Source organism: Ignavibacteriales bacterium (genome assembly GCA_016709155.1).
GTDB lineage: Bacteria > Bacteroidota > Ignavibacteria > Ignavibacteriales > Ignavibacteriaceae > JADJEI01.
In genome coordinates, this window is the sequence record JADJEI010000001.1 from 670,329 (window position 1) to 686,512 (window position 16,184).

General features: G+C 35.4%; 13 protein-coding genes. 6 read left to right on the forward strand and 7 right to left on the reverse strand.

Annotation, left to right across the window (positions count from 1 at the left end):
- Window positions 1-125: 125 nt before the first annotated feature.
- Together IPH11_03475 and IPH11_03480 are read right to left on the reverse strand one after the other, a co-directional pair.
- Window positions 126-1,220, reverse strand: a complete 1,095-nt coding sequence (locus IPH11_03475; protein MBK6912762.1) for a carbohydrate binding domain-containing protein — start codon at window positions 1,218-1,220, stop codon at window positions 126-128.
- Window positions 1,221-1,411: 191 nt separating this feature from the next.
- Entirely contained in the window at window positions 1,412-1,558 is a 147-nt protein-coding gene (locus IPH11_03480) for a phage integrase N-terminal SAM-like domain-containing protein (GenBank protein MBK6912763.1), read from the reverse strand.
- Between the two features lie 352 nt (window positions 1,559-1,910).
- Here IPH11_03480 and IPH11_03485 point away from each other — a divergent pair, with 352 nt between their 5' ends.
- Both IPH11_03485 and IPH11_03490 read left to right on the forward strand, forming a co-directional pair.
- Window positions 1,911-4,235 carry a T9SS type A sorting domain-containing protein gene (locus IPH11_03485; protein MBK6912764.1) on the forward strand — a complete coding sequence of 775 codons (2,325 nt, stop codon included), beginning with the start codon at window positions 1,911-1,913 and terminating at the stop codon, window positions 4,233-4,235.
- Between the two features lie 634 nt (window positions 4,236-4,869).
- Window positions 4,870-5,490 carry a hypothetical protein gene (locus IPH11_03490; protein MBK6912765.1) on the forward strand — a complete coding sequence of 207 codons (621 nt, stop codon included), beginning with the start codon at window positions 4,870-4,872 and terminating at the stop codon, window positions 5,488-5,490.
- Between the two features lie 262 nt (window positions 5,491-5,752).
- Here the strand turns inward: IPH11_03490 and IPH11_03495 are convergent, their stop codons facing one another.
- The 3 genes from IPH11_03495 to IPH11_03505 form a co-directional block, all read right to left on the reverse strand.
- On the reverse strand, window positions 5,753-6,256 hold the full coding sequence (locus IPH11_03495) for a hypothetical protein (protein ID MBK6912766.1): 504 nt from the start codon (window positions 6,254-6,256) through the stop codon (window positions 5,753-5,755).
- A 207-nt stretch (window positions 6,257-6,463) separates the two neighbouring features.
- Window positions 6,464-6,766: a T9SS type A sorting domain-containing protein gene (locus IPH11_03500; GenBank protein ID MBK6912767.1), complete on the reverse strand. Its 303-nt coding sequence runs from the start codon at window positions 6,764-6,766 to the stop codon at window positions 6,464-6,466.
- Window positions 6,706-8,280, reverse strand: a complete 1,575-nt coding sequence (locus IPH11_03505; GenBank protein MBK6912768.1) for an exo-alpha-sialidase — start codon at window positions 8,278-8,280, stop codon at window positions 6,706-6,708. The genes IPH11_03500 and IPH11_03505 overlap by 61 nt, the downstream gene beginning before the upstream one ends.
- Window positions 8,281-8,595: 315 nt before the next feature.
- Between IPH11_03505 and IPH11_03510 the strand changes: the two genes are divergently transcribed.
- Both IPH11_03510 and IPH11_03515 read left to right on the forward strand, forming a co-directional pair.
- Complete coding sequence (locus tag IPH11_03510) at window positions 8,596-9,651, forward strand: hypothetical protein (protein MBK6912769.1); 1,056 nt, start codon at window positions 8,596-8,598, stop codon at window positions 9,649-9,651.
- Window positions 9,603-9,965, forward strand: a complete 363-nt coding sequence (locus IPH11_03515) for a hypothetical protein (protein MBK6912770.1) — start codon at window positions 9,603-9,605, stop codon at window positions 9,963-9,965. The genes IPH11_03510 and IPH11_03515 overlap by 49 nt, the downstream gene beginning before the upstream one ends.
- A 45-nt stretch (window positions 9,966-10,010) precedes the next feature.
- Here the strand turns inward: IPH11_03515 and IPH11_03520 are convergent, their stop codons facing one another.
- Together IPH11_03520 and IPH11_03525 are read right to left on the reverse strand one after the other, a co-directional pair.
- Window positions 10,011-10,586 (reverse strand): hypothetical protein, encoded by a 576-nt coding sequence (locus IPH11_03520; GenBank protein ID MBK6912771.1) that lies wholly within the window; start codon window positions 10,584-10,586, stop codon window positions 10,011-10,013.
- A 146-nt stretch (window positions 10,587-10,732) separates the two neighbouring features.
- Window positions 10,733-11,746 (reverse strand): DUF2279 domain-containing protein, encoded by a 1,014-nt coding sequence (locus IPH11_03525; protein MBK6912772.1) that lies wholly within the window; start codon window positions 11,744-11,746, stop codon window positions 10,733-10,735.
- A gap of 1,055 nt (window positions 11,747-12,801) precedes the next feature.
- On the opposite strand from IPH11_03525, the gene IPH11_03530 reads away from it, so the two are divergent.
- Together IPH11_03530 and IPH11_03535 are read left to right on the forward strand one after the other, a co-directional pair.
- The gene (locus IPH11_03530) at window positions 12,802-13,713 is read left to right on the forward strand and encodes a T9SS type A sorting domain-containing protein (GenBank protein MBK6912773.1); all 912 of its coding nucleotides are present in this window, start codon (window positions 12,802-12,804) and stop codon (window positions 13,711-13,713) included.
- Between the two features lie 697 nt (window positions 13,714-14,410).
- Window positions 14,411-16,174, forward strand: coding sequence for a T9SS type A sorting domain-containing protein (locus tag IPH11_03535; protein ID MBK6912774.1), 1,764 nt, complete (start codon window positions 14,411-14,413; stop codon window positions 16,172-16,174).
- Window positions 16,175-16,184: the final 10 nt, after the last annotated feature.

A 16,184-nucleotide genomic window follows, 5' to 3' on the forward strand; every position in this document is an offset into this window, starting at 1 on the left:
GATTTTTATGCTCTTTCCCAAAATACCACATATAAAATTATCTTTTTTCTTTTGTATTCACTATCTTTTGGTCTTCAATAGTTGCTGGTTATATTAAAATTTTCTTAATATTAACAAATGAATGCTTAATTCATTTTTTCAAGACTAATATTATCAAGCCATGCTTTTCTATCTCCACCAAGATAAAAATAGAAGCCAACACTATAGTTTGATGTTGTAACATTGGGTGCCGTGAATTCATATTGATACTCTGTCCAATCCGAAGCAGGTTTTGCTCCATGAATAGTATTGGCTTGAACTTGCCAAGTGAATTCAACGGTATTAAGGAAAATTGCAAACTCACTTTCGCTGCCGAGTGAATCGTGTTTTATCCAATAAGTGAGTCTATATGTTTCATTTGATATTATATTAGCTGGATTAACCAGTTGGTAATAGTAATTTACTCCTGGTGAATTTTCAATCCTTATTGAGTAATTTCCATCCTGGACAATTGTGCTATCGACAAAATAATACCCAAGCGTAGTAGTCTGAGCATTCCAGAATAATGGATATCCTGTCAGTGAATTGAGGAGTTCAAAATTACCATTATTTAATACTTGCATATTTTCGGTTGTTGCAGATACTATATTGCTTCCCCCCAATCTGCCAAAATCATTCATAACATAAACCCTAAAAAAATACTCTGTAAATGGATTTAGTCCGGATACATTAAATACAGTATCATCAAAAGCGGTTGAAACATGGATAAGTAAACCTGTTGTTTCATCTAGCCCAGAACTGTTATGACTATAAATTTTATATTCTCTAAAATCTGTTGCATCAGTCGCAGACCAAATTAATTGAAGTGAATTTGAAGTCACATTTTGAGGATCATATAATTGAACACCTTTTGGGAGTTGTAAACTACCAGTTTCGGTATCTCCATTTACTGTTAATGCGATAGTTCTTTCTGTGAATTGTCCATTTTCAAGACTCTTTGAAGCTGTAAGTTCGTGATTTCCATTACTGACATTATTTATTTCGAAATAACCAAGACTATCTGTTACGCTTATTAAGTTTGATGATTTATCAATACTCACACTAGTGTTTGGAGCTACTTTACCTCCAAAGAATATAGTCCCATATACTCTGTAACCATTTGATGAAATTATCGAATTTTCAGTACAATCATTGATAGTTAAGAATAAAAAAAAGGCTGTTATAATTTGTAAAATTTTCATCTTATTACTCCTAAAAATTTTAATAAAACGTTTAGTATTTTTTCCGAAGTTGATGGAAAAAATATACTTGCATTTTGCAAACCGTATCGTGAACGGCATATCGAGGGCATTATTTCAACGCCTAAACTTTGGATAAAATACAAAAGTACAAAGCTGTCGTACTTGCACTATGGTATTTAATGGCCACATTATCATCTATTTGTTATCTCTCTTCGTTTGTTATTGGAAAAAATAAATCTCTTTATCCAGCCGATATAAGCTTCCGCGGTTCTCTCACTGTAATGTTTCGCCCTCATCCCGGTATTGATATGTTCAAGTAATTTCAGTCTGTGTCCCATGATTCACAAAAACATCCTCATTTGTTTGGTTAAACTTATTAACTGCTTTCCCCAATGTCAAGAAATTCGTAAATATTTTTTGATTATTTTAATTCTTTATAGCAACTCGCATTTCGTTAAGTATCTGAATCAATATGAATATTACAACAATGTGCAGTAATATCTCTTATTCAATTTATTTGTTACACTCTTTCAAAAGAGCAACGAAATAATATTATAAATGTTTATATTTCTTTTAATAATATCTTTTAAGCTATTTTTGATAAGAATTTTTTTAATACTAAAAAATATAAAATAATTCAACCGAGCCTAAACATTAAAGTAGCTTACATCTAATATTTCTAAATAAAAAATGAAAAGATATATTTTTATAATAATATTATTTGCATTACAATTTCGATCATTAGCTCAAAATGAGTACTGGGAAAATATAGATGGACTTTACGGTGGGTTACTGCTTTCAATTGATAAAAATGAGGATGAAATTTACTGTGCTGGAAACGGAGGAGTATTTAAAAGCAATGATTTCGGTGAAAATTGGACTAACCTTGGACTGTATGAAGAATCAGTAAATAAGATTAAAATTGTATCTGAACACCTGTTTGCTATCTCAAATACAGGATGTTATAAATATATAGCGGAGGATTCGTCTTGGTTGAATGTAAATGAAGGTAGGTGGCAATCAATGGATGCAAAGGGTTCCGTAATATTTGTAGGATCAGATTATTACGGCATCTTCAGATCCTTAAATTTAGGCGAGACGTGGACTGAAGTAAACAACGGTATTGATAATAAGGATATTGAAGAAATCTTGATCATTTCGGATAGTATTGTTTTAGCTTCAGCTTCTGGAACTAGTGGTTCAGGTATATTTAGAAGTACGAATCTTGGTGATAGCTGGGAGAGAACAAATCCTGATAAATATGCATGGAATTTTGAAGGTATTACTGAGTATAATAATATTTTATATGCTTTTGATTTTTCAAACTATGCGAAAGTCTATAAGAGTATTGATAGTGGGAAAACATGGATTTTGCCCCTCTACTCTACCTCCCCTTCAGATATAATTCAGTCTATATACTCGGACAGTACTGGAATTTATGTTTGTGTCTACCACCATGGTATTTTTAAATCAACTAATGAAGGTTCTAGCTGGACCAGTCTTAATGCTGGTTTAAATAATATAAATGTGTTGTCACTCAGTTCAAACGATTCACGTCTTTTTGCTGCAACTTTTGATGGTTTTTATAGATCACCAAAAAAAAATGTGCAATGGGTAAAAAAAAGTAAAGGTATAGGAAATTATGGAATTACCTCTCTATCTGAAATTGGTGGTAATTTATTAATCGGCACATATGGTTCCGGGTTGTTCATTAGTGAGGGTAATATCTTTGAAAATTTATATTTAGGTACTGATTTAATGTTTATTAAAGATGTTTTAGTGTCAAATGACTTGCTATATGCGTTAGCAAGTAGCTGGCCATCAATGGATTATGTGACTTTTCTTGTTTCTACAGATGTCGGGATTACCTGGACTCAAATCGATAATGGTTTCGATACCTATGGTTTAGAACAAATTGCAATTAATAATAATTATATTTATGTAAGTAGTGTTTATGGAATATTTAGAAAATCTATTCAAGGTAATCTATGGGAAAAACTAACCAATGGTATACCGTATAATATCAACGCTTCTGATATTGCTTGTTCTGATTCTGTCATTATTGTATCAAATGGATCTGCAGAAATTTATATAAGTAATAATAATGGTGATAGCTGGCAGACAAAAGCCATTCAAGGTCTTTTCTCCGCCAGTAAATTATTATCAGGAAGTAGTGGCGAATTTTATCTTGGTTCTAATCAAGTAAGTGTGCTATTTAGAAGTACCGACTACGGAGAAACGTGGGAATCTTTAAATAACCCCCATTTTAATTCCAGTGTTGAATCTATTTTTAAATTTAATAACGAAGTTTTTGTAGGATTATCTTATGATGGAATATCAATTGGCAAAGATGAAGGAAATGACTGGATTACAAGTAATTATGGTTTAATTTCTAAAAAAATCACGAGCTTTACCCATACCGGAAACATAATTTATTGTGGATCGGATCGTAATGGGATATTTAAAAGATCAATTGATTTGACTCAACCAATACCGGATACTACCATTTATCATCAGACTACAATTACCTTTAAATGGACTTCTTCTCCTGGTATTTCTCAATACAGATTCCAAATTGCGGAAGATTCCTCATTAACAAATCTTATTTATGAAAGCAGCGATTTATACGATACTTCTATAACCTTACATTCACTTGATTACAATAAAATATATTATTGGAGAATCAGTAGTATTACAAAATATTGGAATGATAATTTTTCAGAAGTACAAAAAGTAGAAATTGGAAGTCCTCTTAACTATAAGCTTTACCAAAATTATCCAAATCCATTTAATAATGAAACCACAATTGCATTCGAAATGCCTTATAAAAGTTTTGCTGAACTTGAACTCTACGATATTCTAGGCAGAACTGTTAAGACATTACTAAAAGAAGAATCAGGACCCGGCTTACATGAATACATTTTAAACAATGAAGAACTGGCAAGTGGTGTATATATAGTTAGATTTAGAGCAATAGGCTATACAAAATCAATCAAATTAGTTCTTCTAAAATGAAAATGACCCCCTTTTCTCTCATACACGTCAATATTATTAATCATTATTTTAGCAATTTTGACCAAAACGAATAACTTTTCTGCCAGTCATCATTAGTGAGTCTAGGACTATCTCATTTTACAGGTAATTTTTTACCGGTAACTGGTTCTTTTTACAGAATATCTAAAATTTTTCTGCCGGATTTAAATTCTCTTCAAGCAGATTAAAATTTTACTCCAATTTATTTAAATCTTTTGCTGTCAGATTTAAATTTTTCTTCACCAACTTTAAGTTTTTTACTATTTATTTTAAATTTTCTATCATCAGATTAAAATCTAATGCTGATAAATCTGAATATTTTATCACAATTTTTAAATCTTCTGTAAGTAGGTGTGAAGATCATATTAGTAGATTTAAAACTAATTATTTATTTGCCAAAGTATTTATCAATAACTTAAATTCTTTCCTAATCAAAGTTAGATTAGATATAAACTTACTGATATTTTCTGCCTAAAGATGTAAAGAAATTCTTATTGGCATAATGTTTGTTTAGGTAATAGTTAATTCATTTATGAAAAGATGTTAAACCGGTAGAAAAATAATAAGCATTGCCGGTGAATTTATTCTCAATAAACAAAATAACGAGGTAAAAGAAATGAGCAACACTGATTACGTCCCTAAAAAAATAGCCGCAATAGACTCGTGGGAAGAAAACCTATCCACAAAACTTCCTGCTTATACTGCTTTATTCAACCTCCCCCCCGCTATGGTGACTGATTTAATGAATCTTATAAATGAACACCGCACAGCCTACGCAGAGCAAGTTTTTATAGAAGCAACTTATCGTTCAAAAGTAGCCGCCACAGACTTAAAAAAAAATGCAGCAATAAGCGGGAATGGGGGGATAAGGAAAGTTATGAAAATGATTAAGTCACATTCAAATTATACAACTTCCATTGGTGCTGATTTGGGGATTGAAGTGAATAACTCGGAGGCAAGCGATGATAACAGGCGTGCAACAATTAAGGTCAAAATAGTTCCCGGTAAGGTAATGATCAAATCAAAGATGAAAAGGGTAGATGCTTTTAATGTTTACAGCCGGGTTGCAGATGAAGAGAAGTTTATTTTTATCGGCACATCCGTAATTCCGTGGTTTGAAGATGAACGCCCGAAGCTAAACGGAGCACCGGAAAAAAGAGAATATTTTATTAGGCTTGTAATCAAAAATAAGGAGGTAGGAATACAATCTGATATCGCTACCATAGTTGTTGGATAGCACATCCTTTTAACAAATATAAATAATAAAATTGCAGTAAAGCAGATACGCTGATCCTTTAGCTGATGGGGCTGTCTCAAAAGTCTCATTTTGTCATCCTGAGCTTGTCGAAGGATGAGCTTGTCGAAGGATGAGCTTGTCGAAGACTGATGGAAGGATGATGGCAATGCCACTCAGTGTGACAGTAAAAATTACTTTTGAGAAGGCCTCAAATCAATCATAAATAATCAGTCTGGTCAGCGTACTATTCCTAGTTCCTTTTTTAATTAGATGCCGTAACGGTTACTACTTTATTCGGTGCGTAGTTCCATGCATCACCCTTTTTAGTTTCGTCGTTGTTGGTGCTGTTGCCGTTTGCAAAGATCGTTACTTCGCCGGCAGTTTCGGGAGCGGTGTATTTGAAATTAAAAACAATTTTACCCTCGCTGAAAGCTCTTGGCATTGTATGAGTTAACTCACCCCCCTTATATCTTAATCCTTCGCCTTCAATTAGTTTACCGGACGATACAGCTATGTTTGTACCGCCTGTTTTCATCGGACCGCCGAAAATGGTGATGGTATAATCGGCAGTTTCATTTGGTTTAAGATCAGAAGGACCATCAATAATAACAGTAACTTTAGAGTTTGCATCGCCGTGACAGTCGCAACCCTCGCCATTCTTTTTAGTTGTACCGATTTTACCTTTCTCTTTCGCGTAAAGGATAAAACTGATCATTACTATAATTAAAAAAACATTAAAAAATATTCTGCGGACATTGTGATTCATAAAATTTCCTTTTGAATTGTGGTGATTGATTTTACTACAAACAGATAATAAAGTAACGCTGAATAATTGTACCGTTGTCATCCTGAGTTTATCGAAGGATGACAATTTAAAATTATGTCACATTTCTCGCAAGGGGATGCCTCTGGCAGACAAGCTCAATGTGACAGTTTAATATTTTCAGAAAAAATCTTCAGCGTGTTCTTAAAATTATTTAAGAAGGACCATCTTTTTAGTCTCAACAAAATCGCCGGCTTTAAGTCTATAGTAATAAACACCGCTTGGAAGTGACATTCCTTGCAGCGCTCCGGTATTAAATTCAACTTCATAACTGCCGGGAGATTGCTGCTCGTTAACGAGCGTTGCTACTTCATTGCCGAGGATGTCGTACACAAGAAGCCTCTTTCCCAACCCCTCTCCAAAGGAGAGGGGAGTAGAAATTGTGTAACGAATTATTGTAGTTGGATTAAACGGATTCGGATAATTCTGTCCAAGAGAAAAGAAATAATTGATGAGTTGATAGCGGCATCATTATCTTTAGAAAGATTTTTAAGTGTAAAGTTTTCATTTAATTCAATTGGTTCACCATCATCGGGAATATATGCCATAGTGATAGATTCAATTCCGCTTGTGTACCAAACACCGCCGGGACCGTCATAACTTGTTCCCTCCCCCCAGATCACGTGGTTTGTTCCATCGCTGTCAACTGAGAGACTTAGATAATCACCGTATGTAAATTGATAACCATCTGAATTTTTATAAGGCGCACCCGTTTTGCGGTTCGATAATCGCAGTGCACGGCTCCAGGTTTGTCCGCCATCAGTTGTGCGGCGATAAAAAGTATTCCAGCCATTTGTGTTTCCATTTTTATTTCCCTGCCAGACTATTCGAAAGTCTCCCGCTGAAATTCCTGATCTAATTGATGGAAATGAATTCCATGCATTAACATTATGATGAGAAATTTGTTTACGCTCACTCCAGTTGATTCCATCGGAAGAAGTTTTAATATAAATTTGCTGAGGTTGGTAGGGAACAAGCCCTGCATTATAAGCTAACATAATCATTCCGTTTTGATCAACAGCAACATCAGCGATTGAAGAATAGAAGCCGTAATAACATCCCGGGATGGTATCACAGTTTGGAGCCGCTTGAGAGCTGTCAAGCAAAGTAGTTATCCAACTTGCACCCCCGTCGTAACTGCTGACTAAATTGATATACGTAACACCGTTATAATCGCCGGGATAATTTACCACAGCAAAATGAACATCACCATTTGGAGCAATCGCTCCCCCGACCTGCATCCACGATCTGCCGTGACTATCGCTTGTTTGAATTGGGGTGCTAAACGTTTGACCGTAATCATGCGAGCTGACAAAATAAATTTGATTTTTATTAAAGCCGATATAAACATCTTTGCCGTCAGGTGAAATAACTAACCACGCATGATCTGTCCACGCCATATTTGGGGCAGCATCAACGGGGGTCGTCCACGTATCACCATGATCCTTGGACTTTGTTAATTTAGTTTTCCAATCAGGACCATCGAGCCAAACAGCGTAAATAGTTCCATCATCAGCAACTTGTATTTGAGGGTCAGCTTGCCACTGATGAACCGCTGCAATAGTTTTATCGCTCCCCCATGTTGCGCCGTTATCGGAAGAGCTTCTGAAAATAATTGAAGATAAAGTCGCAGTAAAACGAGTAGTCAATTGATAAACATAATCAGAACTGCGATCAACAGCGGCGTATGGTTCCCAATCATCTTCACCGCTCCAAACGCGCTCGGAATTCCAGCCGGGGGCATAATCAGAGGGTGAGGAAAATAATTCGATATTTGTTTCCGCTGCAAATGAACGACCGCTCCAGCTTTTCTTTTTCTCACCTTCGGGATTGGATGATTTATTCTTAACTGAAGTCTGAGAGTTATCCATCTGTATAAAAAAGAATGCCGAAGCGAATGAGATGATAAATAGAAAAACTATTATTTCTTTCAAATGGATATTAAGTTTACCAATCCGCTTCTTCATAAAGCCTCTTATAATAAATGTTTTTGATTTGATTGATTATTTTAGCACACTGACTAATAGAAGTAATAAAATAATATTCTATAATTACTTCAGTTTTTTTATCGTAACCCTAAACTAATCATTATTAAGTTTAGTCTCAATTAACAATGATAGAAATTCTTTTCTTAAATTTGAATTGCGGTTATAGAAATGATACATATTCGTAGGGAGAGAATATTCACCATTAATTTAATGGAACTTTTAACAGGTAGTTTTGTAAACATGACTGTGAATATATTTCAATAAAAAATTTTCAAATTAAATTTGGAGCAACAAATGAATACGATAATCCTTTTCGCTCTCAGCTTTTTTTCCATCCTAACATTCGCTCAAACTGATGAGCAAAAGTCTATTGCAGTAACTGTTTATAATCAGAATCTCGGAGTAGTAAAAGATACCAGAACCTTTGATATCAATTCAGGCATTTCAAAAATATTCTTAACCGATGTAGCACAGCAAATTGATCCTACAAGTGTGCACATAAAATTAAATGGCGAAGTACTTGAGCAGAATTATCAGTATGATCTTGTCAGTCTCGATAAAATTCTGATGAAATATATTGATAAGGATATTCAACTTATAGGCGAGAACAACGAACTGCTTGAAGGTACTTTGCTTGCACCTTATGGCGGACAGTTTGTAATTCGCAAAAAGGATGGTGGACTAACTTTACTGCCTAATCTCACAAAGTACAGAATAAATGTAGCAGCACTTCCCGAAGGATTAATAACGAAACCAACTTTGGTCTGGACTGTCAACTCCGAATCATCAGGCAAGCAAGATGTTGAAGTTTCATATCAAACCTCGGGGATGAACTGGCATGCTGAGTATGTTGCTGTCTTAAATGAAACTGATACTAAACTTGATCTTAATTCATGGGTGAGTGTCGAAAATAATTCGGGCACAACTTATAAAAACGCAGTCTTAAAACTTGTTGCCGGAGATGTTCATCTTGTTCAACCAAACTATCCTGATATGAGGATGATGGATGGAATGGTGATGGAAAAATCAATTAGCAATGCACCGCAATTTGAAGAGAAGGAATTTTTTGAATATCATATTTACAACCTTCAACGACCTGCAACAATATCCAACAACGAAGTGAAACAAATTTCATTATTCGAAACTCAGAATGTTAGTGTTACAAAAAAATATCTTTTCAGGAGCGGTTACTACAATTATAATTACGGAAATCAATCACAGGGGAAGGTGGCAGTAGTGGTCGAGTTTGAAAACAAAGATAATAATAATCTGGGGATGCCGATGCCAAAAGGAAAGTGCGGATGTATAAATCAGACGGCGAAACTATTGAATTTATTGGCGACGATATGATTGATGACAATCCAAAGAATGAAACAATTAAGCTAAAAATTGGTGATGCTTTTGATGTGCTTGCAGAAGAAGTTCAAACTGATTACAAAAAAATAACCGACAGAGTATATGAGCAGGAATGGGAAATCACTTTGAAGAATCGAAAGAAAGAAGATATAGTTGTTGAAGTTGAAAAAAATATCGGTAATTTTTGGGAAGTATTAAACTCAACTCATACTTACGAAAAGAAAGATGCTTCGAGTCTTAGGTTTAAAGTGCCTGTCGGTAAAGACAGTGAGACAAAATTAAAATTCAGAATAAGATATAATTATTAAAACAATTAGTAGAGACGCAGCCCGCTGCGTCTCTACGGATTAATATTACTTTGCAGTTTCTTTATATGTTTTCCACATCGGCAAAAGACTATTTGCTTCTGTCACGTCTTCCTGTGCAGCAGTTTTGAATTTGAGTTCGCGCGAACCATCTTCCCAAACTATCACCGGGAAGTTTCCATCAGCACCAAGCCACTTGCCATTTGACTCGATAAATGTTTCATTATAATTTGAAAGGTGATACATAATCGGACTGCAATCACAATTCTTTGTAATGAAGAATCCAATACTGTCAAGATTTTCAAAATTAAAAGCAACTTCACCCATCAACATTCCGTCTTTTTCAAATAGTTTTTTGCCTGTCACTTTCAATTTTGGATTGTCGTCTTCGAATCTTGTACCGTTCAAGTAGTCGTCAACAAGTTCACCAAAATCTTTAAAGGAAACATTTTTCCCGTCATCCAACTGCGAAACAATATTGTAAAATAAAATCTTACCACTGCCCGAGCCATCTTTATTCACTTTATACGAATACTCTTTGTACTGCGTAGTCAAACATCCTGAAGCAGCAAAAGAAAAAATAATTAATGCTGTAAACAGCGAAGTGCTCTTGATTAGTTTCAATTTATAACTCCTATTTGATTAAATATATTTACTGCAAGTTACTTTCTGTAAAATTGAATTCAAACTATTAATTCGAAAATGTTATTCTCACACTTCTGACAAAACTCTCACATTTCGTTTGACATTTCCCGTTTGGCATTTGACTTTCAGAAATATAATCCATACCAGACTCCCGAAGGAGAAATACGCACGGCAGGTAGGGGCAGATGAATAAAATTAAATTCACTCTTCAAAAATTTTACGAGTCCGCTGTCTTCACCTATTGGAATTTTAGAAATATCAATATCGAGCCCGACGAAAAACTCGTGCCGTCCCCCTTGCGGATCAATACCAATTCCCTTTGCACCATAGCCAAAAGCAATGCCGATCGGTGCAAGCCACTTTGGATAACTTGCTTTCAAACTTTCGGGAAAATAATGATAAGGATTAACGCCAAGCCAGAAGGTCATTCCCTCGTAATCGTCAATTATACTTCCCGGCACTTTTATATATTTCGCCTGCTTCCAGGCTTCAGATTTATGATAACTAATTTTGGGATGCAATCCGCCAAACAGCTCATTGTTGTTTTGCTGAAGAATGTAAAACCCCGCCCCAAAAGTATTTGCAAGCACATCCCCCCAGCTATAACCCCACTCAAGAAAAAATCCATCGGAGACTTCAATCTGCATCATCCACAGCCAGCCTGTTAAAGCACCAAGCAGCACGGAAGAATTACCGGAAACCCCTGACCAGCGATAAGCTTTAGCGGTTAAATCACTGACAAAATATGCATCCATTGCATGACCGAATTTATCCATCCACCTGTACTTTCTAAAATCTTCTGCAAAGTCAAGTGTGTGCCAGTACGAATGGCGTTGCGTGTACCAAAGATTTTTCAATTGGTTATAACCAGCAAAATCAACAACTGCAATAGCACCAAGTACGCTGGCGATTTTATAACCGTTTAAATCATTTTCCCCCCGCCAGATAGTTCCGTCTGATAATTCTTTTAGAGTGTTTGATGAATAGTAAATTGAAGATCCGGGCTTATACTGAATGCTATCAGTCTCAATAGTTAAAGAATCACCCGCAGGATGTGTAGTTCGAAGTTCCTGTGCATTTATCAAACTGAAGTTTGATAAAATTAATAGAATCAAGAATGTTTGGTTATAACGCTTCAAATTGTTTTTTATAAAAGTGAAATCAAAAATATTTCCTAAGAATTCTATTAGCAAGATAAAATAAAAAGGATACTTATAATTATTTTATTTAAAAAAATGAATACCATTGGTCGAAAAATTTACTAATTTTAATCGAAAGAAATTCAGGAGAAATTGAGATGAATATAAAAAGGTTACTTTTTTCAATTTTAGTTTTTCTGTTTATTCTGAACCCGATAAATAACTTTGCTCAAGGACCGGGTGAACCGTTTCACCCAATGACTGCACCGGGGGCAAGGGGTATAAGTATTCACTTACATATACTATTTTGGGAAAATCCTGCTGGAACAATTTATAATGAAGTTTATTTCAGCGATGACCCTGCTCTTGTTTCTGCGATGGATCCTTCGGTAAAAATACTTGATGGTTATCCTTCAACAGTTTTTGATTCAGTTTCACTTAATCTTTATGGACAATTAGAATATTACAAAGCCTACTATTGGAAAGTTGTCGAGTATGATTCATTATCTTTTTCTCCATCACCTACCTGGAATTTCACTTCAAGATATAATCCAACGTCTCCAATTTTTTTCTTTGATAATTTTGAAGATGGATTATTGAATTGGACAATTACAAACGAAGGTGGAGATTGTATCTGGGACCTTTTTAATTTGTCATCAAGACCTTATACCCTGCCTCCATCTGCAACTGGAAATGTTTTAGCTGCAGATGCTGATTATTGTGGCTCGGGTTCTTCAACCCTGACTACAGCTTCTGTAACATTTCTAACCGAAGGTCTTATTTTTGGTCTTAAAATTGAATGGGACAATGACTGGCAAGCGATCAGTAACGAGGACTTTGGTTATGTTGACATTAGCACTGATCAGGGAACCACATGGATAAACATAACAACATTTGATCAAGTTGATGTTAGAAATACTCATGAGGAACATTACTATTATTTTTATACATCCACGAACAATTTTATTCTGAGACTGGTTAGTGTCCAACCTGGCTGGGATTGGTGGTGGGTTGTTGATAATTTTAAAATTAGTGGTGACGGAGCATTAACCCCTATGCTTCCACCAGGATTGTTGAAAGCCCGGGCTGATACTTCTGACTTAGCAGTTAACCTAACTTGGGGTAGTGGTTCCAGTCCTGATCCTATTATTGGCTATCGCATTCAAAAGAAAAACGGTCTTCCTACAGATGCTAGCAACTATGTTACGATAGCCGAAACGAACTCGAGTACTTTTTCATTTATCGATGAAGGTGTTGAACTTAATAAAATTTATACCTATCATATATCCACGCTTTCAGGTCCATCCGGAGGTAGTAGCATATTTAGCAATGAGGCTACTGCTTACGTTCCGCCGGTTGTCCCTGTTGAGCTTCTATCATTCACTTCTTCCACTGTTGATAATGATATAACTTTGCTTTGGACAACTGCGACAGAAATAAATAACTCCGGATTTGAAATTGAAAGAGAACAAGTCTCCAGTCCGCAGTCTGCGGGCAGCAATGGGGAGTGGCAAACAATTGGTTTCATTCCCGGACACGGAACCACTTCAGAAAAACAATCTTATTCTTTTAAGGATGAGAATCTTTCTTCGGGAAAATATCTGTACCGATTAAAACAAATTGATTATGACGGCAGTTTCGAATACTCAAACACAATTGAAGTTGAAATTACTGCACCGTTAGAATTTTCACTTGAGCAGAATTATCCAAACCCATTTAATCCAACAACAAAAATTAAATACACAATTCCCTCTGTCACTCTTCGACAAGCTCAGAGTGACATATTAGTTTCGTTAAAAGTTTTTGATGTTTTAGGAAATGAGGTAGCAACATTAGTGAATGAATTCAAACCTGCTGGTGAATATAATATAGATTTTACCGCAGTGTCTTTACCAAGTGGTGTGTATTTCTATCAACTAAAAGCTGGTGAGTTTATTCAGACTCGTAAGATGATTTTAATAAAATAGGAGAAATTCCAATGAAAAATATTAATGTGTCCCTTATTTTTTACCTATTATTCGGTTTCATTCCAAATAGTACAGTGTCACAATGGCTTAACATAAGCGGTCAAACTCCAGGTGAAACAATTGCGGTAGCAGTAAGCCCGTTGGAGATATGTTTATATCAACCAGTACCAATAATATGTATAGATCAGATGATGGTGGTATTAATTGGGTTGAATTACCTTACCCTGAATCGCCAGTTAAAGGAATTCATGTTATTGGTGATCAAGAGATGTTTACTTCAGGGGATTGGGGTGTGATTTATTATTCCTCTGATAATGGAAATTCTTGGGAAGCAAGATCTAATGGTATAAGTCCGGGAGATATAATTACCACAATTGTTAAATCCCCTACAGGAAAATTATTTTTAGGTGGCTACACAGATTGTCTGTCTTGCGATGGGGGAGGGATCTATCAATCGACGGATAATGGTAATAGCTGGAGCTTACTTGCTTTTCTAAATAATTATTTTAATTGCATTGCAATTGATTCCGAGGGTGTTATTTACGCAGATGCTTACAATGGAGTTTACAAATCAACTGATGATGGTGATTCTTGGCAACTAAAAAATACTGGCATGGGGGGATATGACTACATTAGCTATATTTCTATTGCCGGAGGTGACACAATATGGGCTGCAACCGAAGTTTATGGAAATAAAATGTATAGATCAATTAACAAGGGAGAAAGTTGGGAGCAGAAATCAGTGGGGCTCCCTAACGATGAGGTTTCTGGTTTATTAAATTATACACCATATGTTTTCTGCTGTTATAAAAATGCAGGAATATATAGAACAGATGATCAAGGCAATTCTTGGAGTGAAGTAACTTCGACTATCCCTAACTTTCTATATTACTCTTTGGCGAAAACTAGTTATAATAGTCTTCTAGCAGCAACCAGCGGAGGTGTTTTCAAATCTGATTACCAGGGCTTAGAATGGAATAAGTTAACTAATTCTATCGCCCATCTTTTGATTTCATCAATTACAATTGCTGCAAATGGCAATATTATTGCTGGTTCCGATGGTGGTGGAATTTACACATCAGGTGATCAAGGTTTAAGCTGGAATCAAAACTCTATTCTAAATACTGATAATGATTATGAATTTAATCACATTCAAAAAAATTCTAACAACGATATTTTTGCTGCAGTGCACGGTTACCTTAGTTATAACTCACTGTACAAATCTACTGACCAAGGAATTAGTTGGGCTCATATTGGTGTTGGACATTCAACGGAGTATGGTATCACATCATTGTATATCGATGAAAACGACAAACTTTATACTGGTGAGTTCGATAGGGTTAATTTTTCTACCGACAACGGAGTAACTTGGACTTCCACGCATATTTGGGGTTCATCAAGTTGGGTCTATTCGATCGTTTCAAAACCTGATGATCTGGTTATCATTGGTACTTACGGAAACGGAATCTTTCGATCTATTGATGGAGGGTTATCTTTTGTGGCAGCAGGTCTTGCTTATCAACATGTTTACGCATTATTGAGAGATTCTTTAGGTAATATTTACGCAGGCAGTACGGGTGGATTTTTTAAATCAACCGATGATGGAATAACGTGGCAGCCACATAATAATGGCTTAGATGGTGGCTCCACGATTCTCGATTTATTATTATTAGGTGATAAAACAATTTTAGCAACATCCTATTCAGGTTTTTATTTTACTGAAGACCAAGGTGACAATTGGCATAAACTGAATGATGGCTTGCTTCCTGCTTATGTTCGTTCTTTGGCATTAAATATTAATAATACAATTTATTTAGGAACAAACGAGGGTGTATATAAATTTTTCGGTGAACTACCTGTCGAGATTCTCTCATTCTCGTCCGCTGTTATCGATAATGATGTGACACTCAATTGGCAAACTGCAACAGAAATAAACAACTCTGGGTTTGAAATTGAAAGAGAACAAGTCTTCAGTCAACAGTCTTCAATCAGCAATGGAGAGTGGCAAACAATTGGTTTCATTCCCGGGCACGGAACCACTTCGGAAAAGCAATCCTATTCTTTTAAGGATGAAAATCTTTCCTCAGGGAAATATCAATACCGGTTAAAGCAAATTGATTATGACGGCAGCTTCGAATACTCAAACACAATTGAAGTTGAAATTACTGCACCGTTAGAATTTTCACTTCTACAGAACTATCCCAATCCATTTAATCCGACAACAAAAATAAAATATACAATTCCCTCTGTCACCCTGAGCTTGTCGAAGGGTGACATATTGGTTTCGTTAAAAGTTTTTGATGTTTTAGGAAATGAGGTGGCAACATTAGTGAATGAATTCAAACCTGCTGGTGAATATAATATAGATTTTACCGCAGCGTCTTTACCAAGCGGGGTGTATTTCTATCAACTAAAAGCTGGTGAGTTTATTCAGACTCGTAAAATGATTTTAATAAAATAAACAGGTGGAC